We start from the raw sequence: 21,397 nt of genomic DNA on the forward strand, positions 1-21,397 counted from the left end.
TCCCCTACCATGCGACGGCCATATTGGTTAGGCCGAGCCGCGACAGCCGGGAGATTACGCTTGTCCGATAAACCCAAGATCCAGTTCACCGAGCGCGAGGCGCTTTTCTATCACAACACGGGCCGCCCCGGTAAGATCGAGATCATCGCCTCCAAGCCGATGGCGACGCAGCGCGATCTCAGCCTCGCCTACTCGCCTGGCGTCGCGGTGCCGGTGCAGGCCATCGCCGACGATCCGCAGGCCGCCTACGACTATACCGCCAAGGGCAACCTCGTCGCGGTGATCTCGAACGGCACCGCGATCCTGGGCATGGGGAACCTGGGTGCGCTGGCCTCCAAGCCGGTGATGGAAGGCAAGTCCGTGCTGTTCAAGCGCTTCGCCGACGTGGACTCGATCGATATCGAACTGGCCAGCGAAGATACCGACGCGCTGATCGAGGCGATCGCGATGATGGAGCCGAGCTTCGGCGGCATCAACCTTGAGGATATCAAGGCGCCCGAGTGCTTCATCATCGAGCAGGCCCTGCGCGAGCGCATGAACATCCCGGTGATGCATGACGACCAGCACGGCACCGCGATCATCGCCGCCGCCGGCCTCATCAACGCCTGCCACCTGACCGGGCGCAAGCTGGACGAGATCAAGGTGGTGGTGAACGGCGCCGGTGCCTCGGCACTGGCCTGCACAGCGCTGATCAAGTCGCTGGGCGTGCGCCACGAAAACGTGCTGGTGTGCGATACGCGCGGCGTGATCTATCCCGGTCGCGAGCGCGTGGACCAGTTCAAGTCGGCCCATGCTGTCACCACCGACAAGCGCACGCTCACCGAAGCGCTGGTGGGCGCAGACGTGTTCCTCGGCCTCTCAGCCAAGGGCGCGCTGACGCCCGAGATGGTCAAGGCCATGGCGCCCGAACCGATCATCTTCGCGATGGCCAACCCCGATCCGGAAATCACCCCGGACGAGGCCAAGGCCGTGCGCCCGGACGCGATCATCGCTACCGGCCGCTCGGACTATCCGAACCAGGTCAACAACGTGCTCGGCTTCCCCTTCATCTTCCGCGGCGCGCTCGACGTATCGGCCACCGCGATCACCGAAGAGATGAAGATCGCCGCCGCACAGGCCATCGCCGAACTGGCGCGCGAGCAGGTGCCCGAGGAAGTCGCGGCGGCCTATGGCGCCACGCAGACCTTCGGACGTGAGTACATCATCCCCGCGCCGTTCGATCCGCGTCTGATGGAAGTCGTCTCTTCCGCCGTTGCCAAGGCGGCGATGGATTCGGGCGTCGCCCAGCGCCCGATCGAGGATTTCGACGCCTATCGCCACCAGTTGAAGGCCCGCCTCAACCCGACCACCTCGGCGCTGACCAAGGTCTATGCCGAAGTGAAGGCCAACCCGCAGCGGATGATCTTCGCCGAGGCGGAGGACGAGGTCGTGCTGCGCGCCGCGATCCAGTATCGCGAGTTCGGCTATGGCGAGCCGGTTCTCGTCGGCCGTACCCAGGCGATCCACGAGACGATGGCGAACCTGGGCGTCCACGACCCGGAAAGCTACCAGATCGAGAATTCCGCCGTCTCGCCGCATGTCGGCCCGATGGTGGAAATGCTCTACAAGCGTCTGGAGCGCCGGGGCTTCCTGCAGCGCGACGTGGTGCGCATGGTCAACACCGATCGCAACGTCTTTGCCTCGGGCCTGCTCAAGCTCGGCGTCGGCGATGCGATGGTGACGGGCGTGACCCGGCCCTTCGCGCAGTCGATGAAGGAAATCCGCCGCGTGCTCGATCCGGCGAGCGGCAAGCTGCCGTTCGGCATCCACATGATGGTGGGCAAGAACCACACGGTCTTCATGGCCGACACCACCATCAACGAGCGCCCGAGCGCCGAGGAACTGGTGGTCATCGCACAGGAGACCGCCGCTGTCGCCCGCCGTCTGGGCCATGAGCCGCGCGTCGCGTTCCTGAGCTATGCGACCTTCGGCAACCCTTCGGGCAAGTGGCTCGATGCCACGCGCGATGCCGTCCACCTGCTCGACGGGATGGGCGATGTCGGCTTCGAGTACGAAGGCGAGATGGCCCCCGATGCCGCGCTCAACCCCAAGGTCATGGCGCAGTACCCGTTCTGCCGCCTGAGCGGCCCGGCCAACGTGCTGATCATGCCGGGGCTGCAATCGGCCAACATCTCGGCCAAGCTGCTGCGCGAGATCGGCGGGACCACCACCATCGGCCCGATGCTGATCGGCATGGAAAAGCCGGTACAGGTGCTGCCGATGACCGCCGCCGTGCCCGACGTGCTGACCAGCGCGGTGCTGGCTGCGGCAGGCGTGCTGGGCTGATCGTCGGAACTCAGCTTGCTTGATACAAGACGAAAGGCCCGTGCGACGCGCGGGCCTTTTTTCGTTTGCGGGCAAGAAACTGGCTCGCCGACGGTGACAATCTGTTCACGCTCAGCGCACTCGACAATCGCGTGCGCATGCAGCAATATCCGGGCGGGCGGGATTTTATCGGGGACAGTCTTCATGCGTCTGTACCATCCTGTTTCGCTGCTCGCCCTGCTCGCCGCCAGCCCTGTCCTCGCGCAGGATACGCGCCCCTCGGCCACTACGGATTCACATCAGGGGCCTGATATCGTCGTCCAGGGAGCACGCCCCACGGCACCGCTGGAAGGGGCGAATGGACCCTGACGCTGTCGCGCGCGCATCATTTTGGCGACGATATCACCGGGAGCGCCTCGGGTACTTCCGGAAAGGATCGCATCTATCGCTTCTGCCTGCACGACACCGATGTCGCAGCGCTCGTCCGGGTTCTCGTCGGCCAGGGCCAGACGAAAGTCGCCGGCACGACATCGTGCGGCAGGATGAAAATGGAGCTGGCAGACGAAAAGCTGCGGGGCACGCAGATCTGCGAAGGCGGCAGCGTACCGGAAGATCCGGTTGCCCCGCTCGAACTCGGGACGAAGAACGCCAGCATTCCGGACAAACCCCGGATGGTGCCCTCCAAGATCACGCTGACGGTAACTGGCGAATATACGACGGAGCGGCTGGCGCTGCGTTTCGAAAGCAAGCTGGAGAAGGTTCCCCCGCCGCTTCTGCTGGAGGAATTCGGAAAGCAGACCCCTCCCGCCCGCCCCGATCTGACCGACTGGACGATCACTGCCGTACGCGATGGCAGTTGCCCGGCCACCTCCACCAACGGCGCGCCTTGATAGCGTCAAACACCTGCCTGACACGCCCGTCATCGCGTGTCGCCGAAAGGGGAACCGACATGTCCAGCATCAGATTTCGGCTTTCGCGCATGGTCCTGCTCGCCACCGGCTTTTGTTCGGCAATGGCCCACGCCGCAGCGCCCCCGGCCATATCTGACAGCGATATCGTCGTGACCGGCGGCGCCTATCCCGATCGTGACCGGATCGTCAGCCTGTCGCATGCGGTGACGGCCAAGGCAGACTACCGCGACCCGCTGGCGCGCTTTGCCGATCCGGTGTGCTTCCTCTCGGCAGGGCTCCCGCAGGACATGCTCGTCACCATCGCCAACCGCATGGTCGACGATGCCGGGGACGCCGGGATCGCGCTGGCGGGGAAGGACTGCCAGCCGAACGTTGCCGTGCTGTTCGTCGATCACGGGGCGATTGATCTGCAGGGCCTGCGCCTTCATGACAATCGCCTGTTCGGCAATCTCAAGCCTGAAGACATCCGCGCGATCATCCGCGAGCCCGGCCCGGTTCATACCTGGTGGATCACGCAGGTGCGCAGCAGCGATGGCAAGCCGCTTCAGCCCGGCTCCGCCACCGGTCCGGCGATGCTCTCGATCCAGACCAATTCGCGCCTGCGGGCCGAAACCAAGCGCGAGGTGCAGTACGCCGTGATCCTGATCGACCGCGAGGCGCTGGTGGGGCTGGGCACCGACCAGATCGCCGACTATGCCGCGATGCGCGTGCTGGGCGGGGCCAGACCGCCGATATCCGCGCAGGACGGCACGATCCTGACGCTGTTCCAGCCGGGCGCAACGCCGCCCGGCGCGATGACCGCGTTCGACCGCAGCTATCTGAAAGCCTTCTACAGCGGCGCTGCCGACCTCAAGGCCGCCAGCAAGACCAACCAGATCGCCACCTCGATAGAGCGCGACGCCCGCAAGAGCGACCGCGCCAAGACCGACTGAGCCTCAGTCCGCCTTGCGGCGATAGCGGAAGTACCAGACCTCGTGCCCGTAGACGGTGCGGGCCTTGTGCTCGTAGCGCGTTTCCGGCCAGCCGCCGGGACGGACCTGGAAATCGCCGGGCTTCTCGCAGAGCCAGTCGAACTGGTGGGTGTGGCGCTGCATCACCATCAGCGCGTGGCGCACGTAGATCGCGTGATCGGTGCCGAAGCGGAATTCGCCGCCGGGCTTGAGCTTGGCCGCGATCATGTCGACCGGGCCGTCGTTCATCATCCGGCGCTTGGCGTGGCGGGCCTTGGGCCAGGGGTCGGGGTGCAGCAGGTACACGAACGAGAGCGAGCCGTCGGGAATGCGCGCCAGCACTTCCAGCGCATCGCCGTGATGGATGCGCACGTTGGGAATCGGCGCGTGCTCGCCGTTATCTCCGGAGACATGCAGCAGCGCCTGCGCCACGCCGTTGACGAAGGGCTCGGCACCGATGAAGCCGTGATCGGGCAGCATGTCGGCGCGGTAGGCCATGTGCTCGCCGCCGCCGAAGCCGATCTCGAAATGGAGCGGGCGATCGTCGCCGAACAACCCCGCCGACGTCACCTCGCCTTCGAGCGGAACCGCGATCTGCGGCAGGAGATTGTCGACCAGCCCCTGCTGGCCCGCGCGCAAGGGCTTGCCCTTGGAGCGGCCGTAGAGGCGGTTGAGAGTCGTGGGATCGCCGGATTTATGTGCCGTCATGGCGCGCGCCCCTGACAGCAAGCCGCCGCGCGGTCAATCTTCCAGATACGAAAACGGCCCGCCTGCAAGGCGAGCCGCGTTTCGTTTTCGGACAGAGAGCGCGCAGATCAGGCTGCTTCGACCACTTCCTCAGGGTCACGCAGCACATAACCGCGGCCCCATACGGTCTCGATATAGTTCGATCCGCCACAGGCATGCGCCAGCTTTTTGCGCAGCTTGCAGATGAACACGTCGATGATCTTGAGTTCAGGCTCGTCCATGCCGCCATAGAGGTGGTTGAGGAACATTTCCTTGGTCAGCGTGGTGCCCTTGCGCAGCGAGAGCAGCTCCAGCATCGCGTATTCCTTGCCGGTCAGGTGCACGCGGGCGGTATCGACCTCGACCGTCTTGGCGTCGAGGTTGACGATCAGCTTGCCGGTACGGATGACCGACTGCGAATGCCCCTTCGAGCGGCGCACGACGGCGTGGATGCGGGCGATCAGTTCCTCGCGGTGGAACGGCTTGGTCACGTAATCGTCGGCACCGAAGCCGAACGAGCGCACCTTGCTGTCCATTTCCGAAATGCCGCTAAGGATCAGCACCGGGGTCTGCACCTTGGCGACGCGCAATTTCTTGAGCACGTCGTAACCATGCATGTCGGGCAGGTTCAGGTCGAGCAGAATGATGTCGTAATCATACAGCTTACCCAGATCGAGGCCTTCCTCGCCCAGATCCGTCGAATAGACATTGAATCCTTCCGCCGTCAGCATGAGCTCGATCGCCCGTGCGGTGGTCGGTTCGTCCTCGATCAACAGCACTCGCATTTGGGTCGTCCCCTTCTTCGCCCTTTGGCCGCACGGCGCCGATGGCGCACATCGCTTCGTGCCAAGTATTAACCATAGGAGGAATGAACGATAAAGGTTAATTTGCCGTAAACGCGAGGAGCCGAACGCCTCCCGGCGTTAACCTTTAGGGGGTTTCCCGTGCGACTTTCATCGATGCGAGAGCCGCCGGGCGGCTTGCAAGCCCCGGATTCCCGCGATTCGCGTGGATTTGCCGGGCGGGAAGGCCGATCCGCTTGAGATAGCTCCACAAACCGCACTGGATGCCGATCAGCATCAGGATAAAGGGCTGGAACGCGATTCCCACGAAGAGCGAACCGATCATATAGACCACATGCGCCAGCTGGAGCGACACCGCCAGCGGCGCCACCCACGAGTCGTCCGGGCCGCCATGCTTCGTCCAGCGGCGGCGAATCATCTCCATCTGAACGATGCCCGACAGCTGAAGGAGTATCCACAGCGCGAAACCGGGGAAGCCCTGTTCGCCCAGCATCTCGAAGTAGCTGGAATGGAACGCGCGGCCCTGCTCGACCACCGGGGTATAGACCATCGTGGTCATGCCCGCAGACGTATCGGCAACGACGGTGTCGTAGGATACCTTGCTGGACAGGTAGACCTCGAAACCGCCGCCCATCGGGTGCTGCTTCACATAGCCCCAGGTCCACTTCCACACACCAAGGCGCGTACTGGCGGACTGGTCAGCCTGATGGTCCTCGATCGTGTTCATGCGGGCGAGATAGGATTGCGGCAGGAACGGCACCGCGATCATGCAGGCCAGCGCCATGCCGGCGCCGATCACCACGCGATGCTTGGCCGTGCGCAGATAGAAGACGCACAGGATGCCCAGACAGACAAGGCCGGTGCGCGCCTGCGTGCCCACCGGGATCAGCGCACAGGCAAAGATCAGCCCCGCCACATAGACCCAGACCAGCGGGGTCTTCGGCATGATCGTGCCGTGCTTCGCCAGCCAGATCACCAGCGGAATGATCGCCACCGCCACGCACGAGAGGATCGAGCCCTCGAACAGGCCGGTGTTGCTCTCGATGAAGATATGCAGTTCGCCATAGCCGCCGCCGCCGCCCACGGTCTTGAGGCCGCCGTCGACGATCAGCGCGCTGGCCGCCAGCACCATCGTCAGGGCCGCAGCCTCGATTCGCAGCCGCGTGCGCAGCGTCAGCGGCAGGAAGATCGCGAAGACCAGCGCCTTCCACACCCAGGCCCACTTCTCCAGCGCTTCTGCCGGATAGTCCGCCCGCAGCGTGCTGACCGCGCAATAGGCCAGCAGCAGCACCATTAGCCCCTGCCGGAAGGTAAAGCGCGAATCGCGCTTGTCGTCGAACGCCAGCCAGCCGCCGAACGCCGCGACGAACGTCAGCAGCGAGATCGGGATATGGCTGAGGAATCCCCAGGTCAGCAGTTGCGGCTGGACGATATCGACATAGAGATAGCACAGCACCCACAGGAACGGGCGCTGGAAGCCGACGATCAGGAAGCAGGCGAGAAACCCGGTGAGCGCGAGGTTAAGCATCCTGTTCGGCAGCTCCGCTCTCGCCCTGAGCACCGGGCCAGACCACGCCGCGACGCACGGGCTGACGGCCTGAAACCGGCGTTCCGGCCTCCACATCATCGCGCTCCGTGCGATCGGTCGATTCCACATCGAGATCGCCCCGGCGCAGCAGTTGCCACACGGCAAAGGCCAGCAGCGCGTGGCTGAGGGAAAGTGCGAGGAGATCGACCATGGCTGTTTCTCCTAATAGCCATGGGTTGATCGGGCGTTAAGCGTTCTGCGATAGGTGTGTCCTCATGACCCGCATCCTGCACGTCCTCGACCACTCGCTGCCGATCCACAGCGGCTACACCTTTCGCACCCGCTCGATCCTGAAAGCGCAGCAGGGCCTGGGCTACGAGGTGCGCGGCGTCACCGGGCCGCGCCAGAGCGCCTCGGGCGCGGACTTCAAGGTGAACAACGAAGCCGATGGCGAGCTTCAGGAAGGGCTGATCTTCCATCGCACGCCCGGCACCGTGTCCGGACCGCCCGGCCTTCGCGAATGGCGCGAGATCGCCCTGTTCGCGCAAGGCATCGAGGCGGCAGTGGCCCAGTGGAAGCCCGATATCCTTCACGCCCACTCGCCTGCGCTGTGCGGCCACGCCGCCCTGAAGGTGGCCCGCCGCCACAGCATCCCGCTGGTCTACGAGATCCGCGCCTTCTGGGAAGATGCCGCCGTCGGCAACGGCACGGGCCGCGAAGGCTCGCTCAAGTACCGCCTCACCCGCTGGCTGGAGGATCGCGTCGTGCGGCAGGCCGATGCCGTCGTCACCATCTGCGCGGGGCTGCGCGACGATCTGATCGCGCGTGGCAACGATCCGGCGCGAATCAGCATCTCGCCCAACGGCGTCGACCTCTCGCTGTTCGGCGAACCGGCACCTCGCGACGAGGTGTTGGCGCGTGACCTCGGCTTCGTGAAGGCGGACGGCACGCCTTGTCCGGTGATCGGCTTTATCGGCAGCTTCTACGATTACGAGGGCCTCGACGACCTGATCGCGGCGATGCCCGCATTGCTCGCCCGCCAGCCCGATGCGCGGCTGCTGATGGTCGGCGGCGGCCCGCGTGCCGAAGCCTTGCGCGCGCAGGCCGAAGCCTCCAGCGCGGCCCATGCGATCCGCTTCATCGGCCGGGTGCCGCATCACGAGGTGGAGCGCTATTATGCGCTGTGCGACGTGATGGCCTATCCGCGCAAACGCAGCCGCCTGACCGATCTCGTCACCCCGCTCAAGCCACTGGAAGCCATGGCGCAGGACAAGATCGTCGCGGCCAGCAATGTCGGCGGCCATCGCGAACTCGTGACCGACGGCGTGACCGGCGCGCTGTTCGCCGCCGACGATCCTGCGGCCACGGCAGCCACGTTAGCTGACCTGCTCGAACAGCGCGACCGCTGGCCCGCCTTGCGCGCCGCCGGGCACCGGCATGTTGCCGAAGCGCACGACTGGGCGCGCAACGTTCGGCGTTATCAAACAGTTTACCAAAACATTCTTACAAGCGATGCTCATGCAGAGCCGAATGTGACCGTCTGACGGGTGCATCCGATTCGCGACCACTGGACGGGAAACATCATCGTGGCGGATTCCACAGGCAATTCCTCGGGGCGCAATTCCTCGGGCACGAGCCAGCCCAACGGCCAGCCCATCACCCGGCACCCGCTGTTTCCGGCGATCGTCGCCCTGTGGTGTGCAGCCGCCTTCGGGATGGGCAGTCTGGTGCTGCCGGTCACGATGGTGGAGCATGCAGTCTCGGCGACCCATCTCGACACGGTGATCCCGAAGGCTGCACCGCCGCTCGGCGCCACTGCCCGCATTCTGGTGGCCTTGGGGCTGACCTGCCTCGGCGGCCTGATCGGGTTCGTGCTGGCACGTCGGATCGTGCCACCGGTCGTTGCCACGCCGGGCCGCCGTCCCTTGTCCCGTCGCGGGCAGGCGACTGCCGCCGCCAACGAGGTTCTGCCCGAATCGTTCTTCGACGAGCCCGCGATCGAGGGGGATTTCTCGGAAGCCGCTGCCGATGAGATCAGCCGCCCCGCCTTCGCGCCGCCGCTAGACATGCCGGTCCAGCGCCGCCGCCGCGCCCTTGCGCTGAGCGATATCGAACCTGTGTCAGAGTCGATGCAGGACGAGGACGTACCTGCCACGCCTTTCTTCCAGCATGAAACCGACAGCGCGGTTGAATCCGCGCCGTTCGAAGCGCTTGAAGAAACTGCGCCGCATATGGAAGAGATCGAAGCCGAATCCCACTTCGTCTCGGTCCATGACGATCACATCATCGTCAACGACGACTTCCAGAGCGAGGCCCATGCGCTGACCGCTTTCGATGCCCACCATCCCGAAGACCTGCCCACGCCGATCACCATCGGCCGCGAGGATGCGGCTTTCGACGATGACATGCTGGGCGAACATCGCGTCGATACTTCCGGCGCCAATCCGTTCCAGATCTTCACCGCCAGCGCCACGGCAACGCCGATCGAAGCGTTCGAGGCCCCCGGCGCACCCCTGCATGCCGATTTCTCGCACGCCGAACCCGAAGTCGAAGCAGAACCCACACCGGAACAGGCGACGGTCAACCACGCGCCGACAGCACCCGAGATGACCGAACATCGCGAGACCAACCGCCTGTTCGCCAGCTTCGTCACCGCCGGGGCTCCCCCCGCGATGGAAAGCGTTGCCCTGCCGTCCGAACCGGAAACCGGCTTCTCGCTGCTGCCCGGCGCAGACGAGGATGCCGACCGCTTCGTCGTTCCCCCGTTCACGCTGCCGACCGAAGAACTGGCAACCGAGGAACCAGCAGACGAAAGCCGCGTGGAGGAGAGTGCGCACGCAGAGGCCAACCTGTCGGAGCGCCATGATGGCGCGCCTGTCGATCCGTTTGCCGCCGATATCGTGCCTGCCCCTGCTTTTGCGAGCCCCACTGCAGCAGGCAGCGCAGCCGCGCGCATCGCCGCCAGCGATCTCGATGACCTTTCGCCGGTGGAACTGCTCGAACGCCTCGCCATGGCGATGGATGAGCAGCGCAAGGCGCAGGCCGAAGCGCAGACCCGCGCGGCGGATGCCGCCGCTGCCGCCCGGCTTGCAGCGGCGCAGCCCGCACCGCAGCCGGTGATGCAGATCGTGACCGCGTTTTCCCCGCCGCCCGTCGCAGCCCCCCTTCCGCAGGGTGAGCCGACGCCGCCCGAGACCGAGTTCCATGTCAGCGTGCAGCGCACGGAACCGGCCCCCGCCAGCGACTTCACGCGTCCCGGCTTCGTCAGCTATCCGTCGAGCACGTCGGCATGGCATGTCGAGGAAGAGGCGCCCGCCGAAGCGATCGCGCCCGCCTGGCACGCCGCCGAAGTCACGGAAACGGACACGCCTCCCACGGATTTTCAGGACAGCGACGCACAGGCACCGATCTTTGCCGGTGACGCACCGATGCCGATCACTCGCATCCCCACCGCGCTGCGACCGGTCACGCTCGCGCCTATCGAGGAGACGGGGCAAGACGACGAAACCGCGTCGCTCGCCAGCTTCCCGCCGCTCCATGCGGTGCCGTCGAACTGGGGCGAGGCCACCTCCATTGTTGGCGATACCGTCGGCGCAAGCATCGACGAAAATGCCATTCCCGCACCGTTCGGTGCTCCGCATTCGCTTCATGCCGCCGAACCGGAGGCAGAGGACGCCGAGGACCGTGCTCTCGAAGACGGCTATTCCTCGCTGCTCAACCTCTCGCGCCCTGCCCGTGCCCCTCGCGCCTTCGTGCGGATCGAGGACAGCGAGGCCGATGCTCCGGCGGATCTCGCCGAGCCGCTGCCTGCCGTCGTCTTCCCCGGCCACGAAGCGCAGGCCGTTCAGGCTCCCTTCGAGGCGCCGTATGGCACGCCACAGGCCATGGAACCGACCGAGGCTCCCGTGGAACCTTCGCCATCGGCCTCCCGCCCGTTCGATGCCCCGCGCACGCTCGGCGCCGGTGGCCATGCCGACCCGGAAGAGACCGAACGCGCCCTGCGCGCCGCGCTCGCCACGCTCCAGCGGATGAGCGGCACGGCCTGATGCCCCCGCTTGGCCGCCTGTCACCGACAGACAATGACGGCGGCCCTTAAACGCGCATCACTCGCAACAAAATGACTTCTTGAAGTCCGAATAGCAAATTTTCTGACGCGACATTTGCCTTCCTAGTTGCAAATTCGCCCGTCTGTCGTCATGGGGGCCGCAGGACCCACCTCTTCGCAGATCGCAGATGCACGATTCGTGCATATCGATGCGATGAGCGGTGGTCCCCCGACAAAACTTGACAGGACGGATACTATCGATGGGATTTCCTGAACCCCAAGGCCTTTACGATGCGCGCAATGAACACGATGCCTGCGGTGTGGGCTTCGTCGCCCATATCAAGGGCCAGAAAAGCCACGCGATCATTAGTCAGGCCCTGGAGATTCTGAAAAACATCGACCACCGCGGTGCGGTGGGCGCCGACCCGCTGCTGGGTGACGGCGCAGGCATCCTGATCCAGATTCCCGACCAGCTCTATCGCACCTGGGCGCAGGGCGCGGGCATCGAACTGCCGCAGCCGGGCCACTATGGCGTTGCCATGTGCTTCCTGCCGCAGGACGAGGCCGCGCGCGATTTCGTGGTCTCGGCCTTCGAGAAGTTCGTGAAGAAGGAAGGGCAGATCCTGCTCGGCTGGCGCGACGTGCCGCTGACGCTGGACGGCCTTGGCAAGACCGTGCTCGAATCGATGCCGGTCATCCGCCAGTGCTTCGTCGGTCGCGGCGACAACTGCGCCGATCAGGACGCGTTCGAGCGCAAGATCCTGGCGATCCGCAAGCAGACCCAGAACCCGCTCGAAGCGCTTTCGGTCAAGCATGACTTGCCCGGCCTGACCGAGCTGTACATGCCCAGCTTCTCCAGCCGCACCGTGGTCTACAAAGGCCTGCTGCTGGCGACGCAGGTCGGCTCGTTCTACGACGATCTGCGCGATCCCGCGTGCGTCTCTGCGCTCGGCCTCGTGCACCAGCGCTTCTCGACCAATACCTTCCCCAGCTGGAAGCTGGCGCACCCGTACCGCTTCATGGCGCACAACGGCGAGATCAACACGGTTCGCGGCAACGTGAACTGGATGAACGCGCGCCGCCGCACCATGGAAAGCGAGCTGCTCGGCGCCGATCTCGACAAGATGTGGCCGATCATCCCGCACGGCCAGTCGGACACCGCCTGCCTCGACAACGCGCTCGAACTGCTGCTGGCCGGTGGCTACAGCCTCGTCCACGCGATGATGATGCTGATCCCCGAGGCCTGGGCCGGCGATCCGCTGATGGATGCCGAGCGCCGCGCGTTCTATGAATATCATGCCGCGCTGATGGAGCCGTGGGACGGCCCCGCCGCCGTCGCCTTCACCGATGGCCGCCAGATCGGCGCCACGCTGGACCGCAACGGCCTGCGCCCCGCGCGCTTCCTGGTGACCGACGACGACATCTGCGTGATGGCTTCCGAAAGCGGCGTTCTGCCGATCAAGGAAGACAACATCGTGCGCAAGTGGCGCCTCCAGCCCGGCAAGATGCTGCTGATCGACTTCGAGGAAGGTCGCATCATCGAGGACGGCGAGATCAAGGCCAAGCTGGCCAAGGAAGAGCCGTACGAGAAGTGGCTGCAGCAAGCGCAGTACAAGCTGGCCGACCTCGACGTGATCGAGCCGGAACTGGCCGAACTGCCCAACCCCACCGGCACACTGCTCGATCGCCAGCAGGCGTTCGGATATACGCAGGAAGACACCCAGCGCTTCCTGGAGCCGATGGCCGTCAATGCCGACGATCCGCTCGGCTCGATGGGCACCGACACGCCGATCCCGGTGCTGTCGAACAAGTCGCGCCTGCTCTATGACTACTTCAAGCAGAACTTCGCGCAGGTCACGAACCCGCCGATCGACCCGATCCGCGAGGAACTGGTGATGAGCCTGGTCTCGATGATCGGCCCGCGCCCGAACCTGCTCGGCCATGACGCAGGCACGCACAAGCGCCTCGAAGTGGCGCAGCCGATCCTGACGGACACCGGCCTTGCCAAGATCCGTTCGGTCGAGGCCGCGCTCGACGGTGCCTTCCGCACCGGCACGATCGACATGACCTGGGACGCCGCGACCGGGGCCGAGGGCCTCGAAATGGCGATCAAGGAAATGTGCTGGGCCGCGACCGAAGCGGTGCTGGCGGACAAGAACATCCTGATCCTGTCCGACCGCGCCGTCGGCCCCGACCGCATCGCCATGCCCGCGCTGCTGGCGACCGCTGCCGTCCACCAGCACCTCGTCCGTCAGGGCCTGCGCATGCAGACCGGCCTTGTGGTCGAGACCGGCGAGGCCCGCGAAGTGCACCACTTCTGCGCGCTGGCGGGCTTCGGCGCCGAGGCGATCAACCCCTACCTCGCCTTCGAGACGATCGAGGCGATCCGGGTGCGCAAGAACCTGCCTGTCTCGGCGGAGCAGGCGGCGAAGAACTACATCTACGCCATCGGCAAGGGCATCCGTAAGGTCATGTCCAAGATGGGCATCTCGACCTACCAGTCGTACTGCGGCGCGCAGATCTTCGACGCTGTGGGCCTGTCGACGGCCTTCGTGAACGCCTACTTCAGCGGCACCGCCACCTCGATCGAGGGTGCGGGTCTGGCCGAGATCGCGGAAGAGACCGTGCGCCGCCACACGGCGGCGTACAGCGACAACCCGATCTACGCCAACATGCTCGACGTCGGCGGCATCTACGGCGCGCGCGTGCGTGGCGAGGAACACGCCTGGACCAGCACCAACATCGGCCTGCTCCAGCACGCCGTGCGCGGCAACGTGCCCGAAAAGTACCGCGAGTTCGCGCAGACCATCAACGACCAGTCGGAGCGGATGCTCACGATCCGTGGTCTGATGGACTTCGTGCCGGGCCAGTCGGTGCCGCTCGACGAGGTCGAGACGGCAGCCGATATCGTCAAGCGCTTCGCCACCGGCGCGATGAGCTACGGCTCGATCTCGTGGGAGGCGCACACCACGCTGGCACTGGCGATGAACCGCATCGGCGGCAAGTCGAACACCGGTGAAGGCGGTGAGGACCCGGTTCGCTTCCTGCCGCTGGAAAACGGCGATTCGATGCGCTCGTCGATCAAGCAGGTCGCCTCGGGCCGCTTCGGCGTGACCACCGAGTACCTCGTCAATGCCGACGACATCCAGATCAAGATGGCGCAGGGCGCAAAGCCCGGCGAAGGCGGCCAGCTGCCGGGTGACAAGGTCGACAAGACCATCGGCAAGACCCGTCACTCGACGCCGGGCGTCGGCCTGATCTCGCCGCCGCCGCACCACGACATCTACTCGATCGAGGATCTCGCGCAGCTCATTCACGATCTCAAGAACGTGAACCCGACGTCGCGCGTCTCGGTCAAGCTGGTGTCCGAAGTAGGCGTCGGCACGGTCGCGGCGGGTGTCTCGAAGGCGCGCGCCGACCACATCACCGTCTCGGGCTACGAGGGCGGCACCGGCGCTTCGCCGCTGACCTCGCTGACGCACGCAGGCAGCCCTTGGGAGATCGGCCTCGCCGAAACCCAGCAGACGCTGCTGCTCAACAACCTGCGCAGCCGCGTGGCGGTGCAGGCCGACGGCGGCCTGCGTACCGGACGTGACGTGGCGATCGCCGCGCTGCTCGGCGCCGACGAGTTCGGTTTCGCCACTGCCCCGCTGATCGCGGCGGGCTGCATCATGATGCGCAAGTGCCACCTCAACACCTGCCCGGTCGGCGTAGCCACGCAGGACCCGGTGCTGCGTTCGCGCTTCACCGGCCAGCCCGAGCATGTGGTGAACTACTTCTTCTTCGTCGCCGAAGAACTGCGCGCGATCATGGCCGAGCTGGGCTTCCGCACCGTCGCCGAGATGGTCGGCCGCGTCGATCGTCTGAACATGAAGAAGGCGATCTCGCACTGGAAGGCCAAGGGCGTCGATCTCTCCAAGGTGCTCTATCAGGCCCCGCTGGGTGACGGCCCCTCGCTCAACTGGAGCGAGACGCAGGACCACGGCCTCGAACTCGCGCTCGACAACGACCTGATCGCGGCCTCTGCCGCCGCGCTGGAAAGCCGCGAGGCGGTGCGCATCGAGCGTCCGATCATCAACGTCAACCGCACGGTCGGCGCGATGCTCTCGGGCGAAGTCGCCAAGCGCTATGGCCACGCGGGTCTGCCTGACAACACCATCAGCGTGAAGCTGACGGGCGTTGCCGGCCAGAGCTTCGGCGCCTGGCTGGCCCACGGCGTCACCCTCGACCTGACCGGCGATGCCAACGACTATGTCGGCAAGGGCCTGTCGGGCGGCCGCGTGATCGTGCGCCAGCCCGGCCACGTCGATCGTGAGCCGACCGAGAACATCATCGTCGGCAACACCGTGCTCTACGGCGCGGTCAGCGGCGAGGCGTTCTTCAACGGCGTGGGCGGCGAGCGTTTCGCGGTCCGTAACTCGGGCGCCATCGCGGTGGTCGAAGGCTGCGGCGATCACGGCTGCGAATACATGACCGGCGGCACCGTGGTGGTGCTTGGCCGCACCGGGCGCAACTTCGCGGCCGGCATGTCGGGCGGCGTCGCCTACGTCTATGACGAGGACGGCCTGTTCGCGAAGCTGTGCAACACCTCGATGGTCGATCTGCTGCCGATTTCGGCAGAAGCCGACGAGGACGAGGGTGCCGGTCGTCCGCAGCAGCGCACCAACGGCGTCACCGACCTCGGCATGGGCGACATGCTGCGCCACGACGCCGAACGCCTCAAGATCCTGCTCGAACGCCACCACCTGCATTCCGGCTCGAAGCGCGCCCGCGCGCTCCTCGACGACTGGGGCAATGCTCTGGGCAAGTTCATCAAGGTCATGCCGCGTGACTATGCGAAGGCCCTGCGCCAGCAGGAGGCCGAACGCCTCGAAGCCGCCTCGGTCGCAGCAGAATAAGATTTAGGAAGACAAGACTATGGGCAAGGAAACCGGCTTCCTCGAACTCGACCGCCAGGACCGCACGTACGGTCCGGTCGAGGGTCGTCTCAAGAACTACAAGGAGTTCGTCGTTCCGCTTCCCGCGGAGACGCTCAAGGCGCAGGCCTCGCGCTGCATGAACTGCGGCGTGCCGCACTGCCACACGGGCTGCCCCGTGAACAACATCATCCCAGACTGGAACCACCTGGTCTACGAGGACGACTTCCGCAGCGCGCTGGAAGTCCTCCACTCGACCAACAACTTCCCCGAGTTCACCGGCCGCATCTGCCCCGCCCCGTGCGAGGCAGCCTGCACGCTGAACATCATCGACCAGCCCGTGACCATCAAGTCGGTGGAATGCGCCATCGTCGACAAGGGCTGGCAGGAAGGCTGGATCACCCGCGTCCCGCCACCAAGAAGACCGGCAAGTCGGTGGCCGTAGTCGGCTCCGGCCCGGCAGGCCTCGCCTGCGCGCAGCAACTGGCGCGCGCCGGTCACTCGGTGACGGTGTTCGAGAAGAACGATCGCGTCGGCGGGCTGATGCGCTACGGCATCCCCGACTTCAAGATGGAGAAGCACCTCATCAACCGCCGCATGGTGCAGATGATGGCCGAAGGCGTGGAGTTCCGCACCTCGGTCGAAGTCGGCGTCTCGGTGTCTGTGGCCTCGCTGAAGGAGAACTTCGACGCGGTGGTGTTCTCGGGCGGTGCGGAAGACCCGCGCCCGCTCAACATCCCCGGCTTCGAGCTGCCCGGCGTGCGCTTCGCGATGGAGTTCCTGACCCAGCAGAACAAGCGCAACGCGGGCGACGACGAAGTGCGCGCCGCACCGCGCGGGTCGCTGACCGCCACCGGCAAGCACGTCATCGTCATCGGCGGCGGTGACACCGGTTCGGACTGCGTGGGCACCTCGAACCGTCAGGGCGCCGCTTCGGTGACGCAGCTGGAAATCATGCCCAAGCCGCCGCTGCACGAGAACAAGGCGATGAGCTGGCCGTTCTGGCCGCTCAAGCTGCGCACCTCGTCCAGCCACGAGGAAGGTGCCGAGCGCGACTGGGCCGTGCTGACCAAGCGCGTTCTGGGCGACAACGACGTCACCGGCCTCGAATGCGTTCGCGTCGAGTGGAAGGACGGCAAGATGGTCGAGGTCGAGGGCAGCGAGTTCACGCTCAAGGCCGACCTCATCTTCCTCGCCATGGGCTTCGTCGGCCCGCGCAAGGCCGGCATGATCGACCAGTCGGGCGTCGCGCTCGATGCGCGCGGCAACGTCAAGGCCGACACCAACGACTATCGCACCAGCGACGACAAGATCTGGTCCTGCGGCGACATGCGCCGCGGCCAGTCGCTGGTGGTCTGGGCGATCCGCGAAGGCCGCCAGTGCGCCCGCGCGGTCGACGAGGCGCTGGTCGGCGCGAGCGAACTGCCGCGCTGATCCCTGTCAGCTTAGCCGACACGAAAAGGGCGCCGTCATCGCGGCGCCCTTTTTTCGTCGTAGTCTACCGATTTCCCGATCCGCTCATGTCGAGCAAAGTCGAGACATCCCGCGCTACCGTGCCTCAACTGCGCTCGACACGAACGGATGAATGGATGAGACCACGCCTGATCCGATTAGCCCGCATGAACAAATGCGGACTTTCGATCAATGGAGAGCGCAGCCCGAAAGCTGCTATAAAATTGGCGCATCGGTCGAATTAATCGACAACAAAGATCACGCGATCTTCTGCCTCTTCTCCACTGGTGCCGTGAATTGAGATGATCTCGACTAGCCAGTCAAACACGGTCAGACCAGCGCCTCGGCGAGCATCGGACAAATCACGTTGCACGGCATCACGATTGGAAGGATGAGCACCGCTCAAGCCGCAATTCTAACTGCCTGACAGTTTCAGGATATCCCAGCGATGCACTCGCGAGTTCTGAATTATGCCATCGAAAAACGAACCCTTCGACGGCGTTCCGAAGCCCCCTAAGAACGCGTTGAATGCGTCAAGATTCTGGCTCCATCACGCCTCCAAGAACCCTACATCGCTAAATTGCTTGAAGAAGCTTTCTAGCGAGGGCGTGCGTGCGCCATCGAAAACATATTCGCTTGCCATGGCGGATCAGATAATGGGTGATTTTCCCGTTCGCTACCGCAGCATTTTTATCCAGCCTGACCAGAAAGCGGATCGTCCGCTCACCACCCATAACAGACCTTAAATCTCGACGCAGAGCTTCAACTCAGGCCCGTCATGTGCCGTGCGAGGTCGACCCACCACACAGGTTTGGCGAACCACAGCACCATCGAGGTGAACTCCACGCCGACGATCAGCGGTACGCCCCAGCGGTAGACTGCATGTACGCGACCCGTCGTCACCTTGTCGTGGATCATCCCGGCGGCATAGAGCGGCAGGTTGGAGAGGTAGAAGTAGGTTCCCGCGCCGGGGATCGGAATGCGGCCGAAGCCTGCCTCGGCGATGGCGGCGGTGGCGAGATACATCAGGCGGCGGTGATAGTCGGGCCGCTTGCGCAGCGCGATGCCAAGCCAGGCGCAAGGCGTGAAGATCACCATGTCTGCCAGCGGCGTCGCCACAAAGGCCAGGTCGTTGGCCACCTGTGTCGAATGAAACGCCAGAATGTCGAACCGGCGCATGACCAGCGCGGTCGCCACGCCCAGCGGCGGCATCACCAAGGCCAGTGCCGCGCCCAGCCAGCCCAGCGTCATATGCAGACGTCGCTTGCGGACCTGAATCAGCAGCACCTGCGCGCAATAGACCACGAACCAGCTGACAAACACCGCCGAGTGCACTGCCAGCAGTACCGGGCGATGCACCTTGGGGTGGATCACATAGGCCGGAAATTCATACCCGAAGCCGAGCACCATGCCACCGGCGATGATAATCGCCATGGCCGTATGAAAACGAATCCAGCGCCCACGCAAAAGCGCACGCCAGTTCCATCGCCCAGCCGTTGTCGCCTGTGTCGCCATTCCCGCCTTGCTCCATGAAGAAGCACCCACAAGCGGCCTTATACCATCAAGCCTAAGCACACGTTAATCCTGATGGAGGCGGCAAGTCCTGCACGTTCAGGACACCTTTGCGACATCACGATAAGTCTGACATTTTATCTCGACCAGCAGATCGGGAGACCATCTCCTGCGAGACCTGAACAAACGGTCGGGTAGCACGCTCCATCGCATGCGATTGCGCACAGCGGCGGCAGCACATCGCCCCTTACGTTGAAATTTTATTGCCATAAAATACGCGACATTGCGATTTTTCTGCTCACGATGTACTCCGACAAGAAAGGCGCAACAGAATATGGTGCTGCCGCCGGGAGAGTATACCTTGAACACCAGACAATCACGCTGGGCCACACATCGCTTTTCACCTCCTTTCACAGCGATTTTTCAGGGCTGCAAGCGAGCGCCGTCCCCATTCCTTTTGCCTGACAATAATCCATGAAGCCTTGCCCCATCCCGATGAGCATCCCCGAAAAGAGCCATGCCTCTGTCCATCCGCGTGCAGGCCTTCTGGCACTGACCATGTTCGGTACTCTCATGGCACCGATCCATGCCAAGGCCGCTTCTGCCCCATCTTCGCCAGCCGAGAGACAACCGACAGCGACAGCGGCTCTCGCCCTCCGGGTTGCCGATGCGATCCGCAACGATCCTGCGCTGTCGGCGCCGATCCGCGGCAGTATCACGCTCTACGATACGGGGGCCGCAATCCCCTCGCTCGCAGACGTTGAAGGCGCCGGAGCGGCACGGATCACATGGCGATCCTCCGCCCCGGCGATCCTCAGCGATACCGACCGCAGGAACGGCGCCGACGTCGTCCGGAAAGGCGTCGTCACGCGGGGTTCGCGCGATCGCGCCGTCACCCTCACCGCGACGATAACGGTGCCGGGCAGCAAGCCGATCCGCGTTCCCCTGAAACTGAGCGTGCTTCACCGCGCCACGCTGTCCGCGATGAACGCCTACATGTTCGTCTATTTCACCGGCAACAGCGAGGACGGCGAGAAGCTGCGCTTCGCCACATCCGATGGCAACAACGCCCTCGAATGGAAGCTTCTCAACGATGGGCAGCCGGTCCTTACATCGTCCAAGGGCACGCGAGGCCTGCGCGACCCCTTCATCATGCGTTCGGTCGAAGGAGACCGCTTCTTCCTGCTGGCCACCGATCTGTCGGCGGCCCGCACCGGGTGGACACACGCAACCGATCAGGGAAGTCACTATCTGGAAATCTGGGAATCGACCGATCTGGTCCACTGGGGCAAACAGCGCCACGTAAAGGTTTCGCAGCCCACTGCCGGCATGACCTGGGCTCCGGAAGCCTCTTACGACCCGACAATCGGGGCCTATGTCGTGTACTGGACATCCACGCTGTTCGCCGATGCCGCCCACACCCGCCCGGACGGAAACGGCCCGCAGATCCTGACCTCGATCACGCGCGATTTTCGCAGCTTCACGCCGCCCCGGCCCTGGTTCAAGGCGGCAGACCTGCCGGAACTGGTCAAGGATCGCGGCATGATCGACACCACGGTCATGCGGGTCGACAACGCCTTCTACCGCTTCACGAAAGCGACGCAGGCTCAGGGGTGTCCATCGGCGGACATCATCGGCCAGCGCTCCACTTCGCTTCGCGCCTCGATGGCATCGGGCGCCTGGTCGATGGTGAGCCGGTGTATCGGTCGCCATGCCGGAACACCGGAAGTGGAAGGCCCAAGTGCCTTTCCCGCCAATCCTGGCGACACCAGTGGTTTCAGATACTTCCTGTGGGTCGATAACTATGGCGGCATCGGATACATCCCGCTGGCGACAAGCTCGCTGGCAGGAGACGTGCACTGGACCTACCCGCAGACGTTCCACCTGCCGCCTTCGCCGCGCCACGGCACCGTGATGTCGATCACCGCCGCCGAACGCGACCGCCTTGCTGCACAGTGGAATCCGGCGCTCCTCGTCACTTCGGTCACGCCGGTCGCCCTGTCGGCCCCGTCTGCCTCGCATATTCCCCCGTTGCTGCAAACCGTCACCGCACAGTTCAAGGACGGACACAGCGAACAGGTCGCCGTCCGCTGGCATCTGCCCAATGCGTCGCAGCTTGCCCGTGCCCGTAGCCCGATCCGGATCGAGGGGCAGCTTGCGAACTCGGCTGCGACACCGGCCACGGCGACGATCGCCATTCGGGCGCCGCAATGATGTTTCTTGGGACGCTTCCAGATCGGCAAGCCCCCC

15 protein-coding genes and 1 pseudogene are annotated in these 21,397 nt (G+C 64.8%); 11 read left to right on the plus strand and 5 right to left on the minus strand.

The window, feature by feature from the left end; all coding sequences use genetic code 11:
• The first annotated feature begins 9 nt into the window (after positions 1 to 9).
• The 4 genes from CI805_RS20530 (at position 10) to CI805_RS20545 (ending at position 4,147) form a co-directional block, all read left to right on the plus strand.
• Positions 10 to 2,325: an NADP-dependent malic enzyme gene (locus CI805_RS20530; protein WP_409934985.1), complete on the plus strand. Its 2,316-nt coding sequence runs from the start codon at positions 10 to 12 to the stop codon at positions 2,323 to 2,325.
• A gap of 183 nt (positions 2,326 to 2,508) precedes the next feature.
• Entirely contained in the window at positions 2,509 to 2,673 is a 165-nt protein-coding gene (locus CI805_RS20535; RefSeq protein ID WP_260928698.1) for a hypothetical protein, read from the plus strand.
• A 179-nt stretch (positions 2,674 to 2,852) separates the two neighbouring features.
• Positions 2,853 to 3,194, plus strand: coding sequence for a hypothetical protein (locus tag CI805_RS20540; protein WP_260928699.1), 342 nt, complete (start codon positions 2,853 to 2,855; stop codon positions 3,192 to 3,194).
• Between the two features lie 59 nt (positions 3,195 to 3,253).
• Positions 3,254 to 4,147: a hypothetical protein gene (locus tag CI805_RS20545; RefSeq protein WP_260928700.1), complete on the plus strand. Its 894-nt coding sequence runs from the start codon at positions 3,254 to 3,256 to the stop codon at positions 4,145 to 4,147.
• Positions 4,148 to 4,150: 3 nt separating this feature from the next.
• Here CI805_RS20545 and CI805_RS20550 read toward each other — a convergent pair whose 3' ends face one another.
• From CI805_RS20550 to CI805_RS20565, 4 genes are all read right to left on the minus strand, one after another.
• Positions 4,151 to 4,873: a tRNA (guanine(46)-N(7))-methyltransferase TrmB gene (locus CI805_RS20550; protein WP_260928701.1), complete on the minus strand. Its 723-nt coding sequence runs from the start codon at positions 4,871 to 4,873 to the stop codon at positions 4,151 to 4,153.
• Positions 4,874 to 4,980: 107 nt separating this feature from the next.
• Complete coding sequence (ctrA, locus tag CI805_RS20555; RefSeq protein WP_260928702.1) at positions 4,981 to 5,676, minus strand: response regulator transcription factor CtrA; 696 nt, start codon at positions 5,674 to 5,676, stop codon at positions 4,981 to 4,983.
• 145 nt (positions 5,677 to 5,821) lie between these two features.
• Positions 5,822 to 7,222, minus strand: coding sequence for a putative O-glycosylation ligase, exosortase A system-associated (locus CI805_RS20560; protein WP_260928704.1), 1,401 nt, complete (start codon positions 7,220 to 7,222; stop codon positions 5,822 to 5,824).
• Entirely contained in the window at positions 7,215 to 7,433 is a 219-nt protein-coding gene (locus tag CI805_RS20565; protein ID WP_260928707.1) for a hypothetical protein, read from the minus strand. Before CI805_RS20565 ends, CI805_RS20560 begins: the two co-directional genes overlap by 8 nt.
• Before the next feature lie 64 nt (positions 7,434 to 7,497).
• On the opposite strand from CI805_RS20565, the gene CI805_RS20570 reads away from it, so the two are divergent.
• The 5 genes and pseudogenes from CI805_RS20570 (at position 7,498) to CI805_RS20590 (ending at position 17,936) form a co-directional block, all read left to right on the plus strand.
• Positions 7,498 to 8,766, plus strand: a complete 1,269-nt coding sequence (locus tag CI805_RS20570; protein ID WP_260928709.1) for a TIGR04063 family PEP-CTERM/XrtA system glycosyltransferase — start codon at positions 7,498 to 7,500, stop codon at positions 8,764 to 8,766.
• 42 nt (positions 8,767 to 8,808) lie between these two features.
• Positions 8,809 to 11,268, plus strand: coding sequence for a hypothetical protein (locus CI805_RS20575; RefSeq protein WP_260928711.1), 2,460 nt, complete (start codon positions 8,809 to 8,811; stop codon positions 11,266 to 11,268).
• A gap of 259 nt (positions 11,269 to 11,527) precedes the next feature.
• A complete protein-coding gene (gltB, locus tag CI805_RS20580; protein WP_260928713.1) occupies positions 11,528 to 16,165 on the plus strand; it encodes a glutamate synthase large subunit in 4,638 nt (1,545 codons plus the stop codon).
• A gap of 19 nt (positions 16,166 to 16,184) precedes the next feature.
• Positions 16,185 to 17,617 (plus strand): annotated as a pseudogene (locus tag CI805_RS20585) (glutamate synthase subunit beta).
• Positions 17,618 to 17,768: 151 nt separating this feature from the next.
• On the plus strand, positions 17,769 to 17,936 hold the full coding sequence (locus CI805_RS20590; RefSeq protein ID WP_260928716.1) for a hypothetical protein: 168 nt from the start codon (positions 17,769 to 17,771) through the stop codon (positions 17,934 to 17,936).
• A 461-nt stretch (positions 17,937 to 18,397) separates the two neighbouring features.
• Here the strand turns inward: CI805_RS20590 and CI805_RS20595 are convergent, their stop codons facing one another.
• Positions 18,398 to 19,069: a hypothetical protein gene (locus CI805_RS20595; protein WP_260928717.1), complete on the minus strand. Its 672-nt coding sequence runs from the start codon at positions 19,067 to 19,069 to the stop codon at positions 18,398 to 18,400.
• Between the two features lie 330 nt (positions 19,070 to 19,399).
• On the opposite strand from CI805_RS20595, the gene CI805_RS20600 reads away from it, so the two are divergent.
• Together CI805_RS20600 and CI805_RS20605 are read left to right on the plus strand one after the other, a co-directional pair.
• Positions 19,400 to 19,612, plus strand: a complete 213-nt coding sequence (locus CI805_RS20600; RefSeq protein ID WP_260928719.1) for a hypothetical protein — start codon at positions 19,400 to 19,402, stop codon at positions 19,610 to 19,612.
• A 30-nt stretch (positions 19,613 to 19,642) separates the two neighbouring features.
• Positions 19,643 to 21,361, plus strand: a complete 1,719-nt coding sequence (locus CI805_RS20605) for a glycoside hydrolase family 43 protein (RefSeq protein WP_260928721.1) — start codon at positions 19,643 to 19,645, stop codon at positions 21,359 to 21,361.
• Positions 21,362 to 21,397 lie beyond the last annotated feature (36 nt).

The sequence above is a fragment of the Novosphingobium sp. 9 genome (genome assembly GCF_025340265.1).
In the GTDB taxonomy this organism is placed as follows: domain Bacteria; phylum Pseudomonadota; class Alphaproteobacteria; order Sphingomonadales; family Sphingomonadaceae; genus Novosphingobium.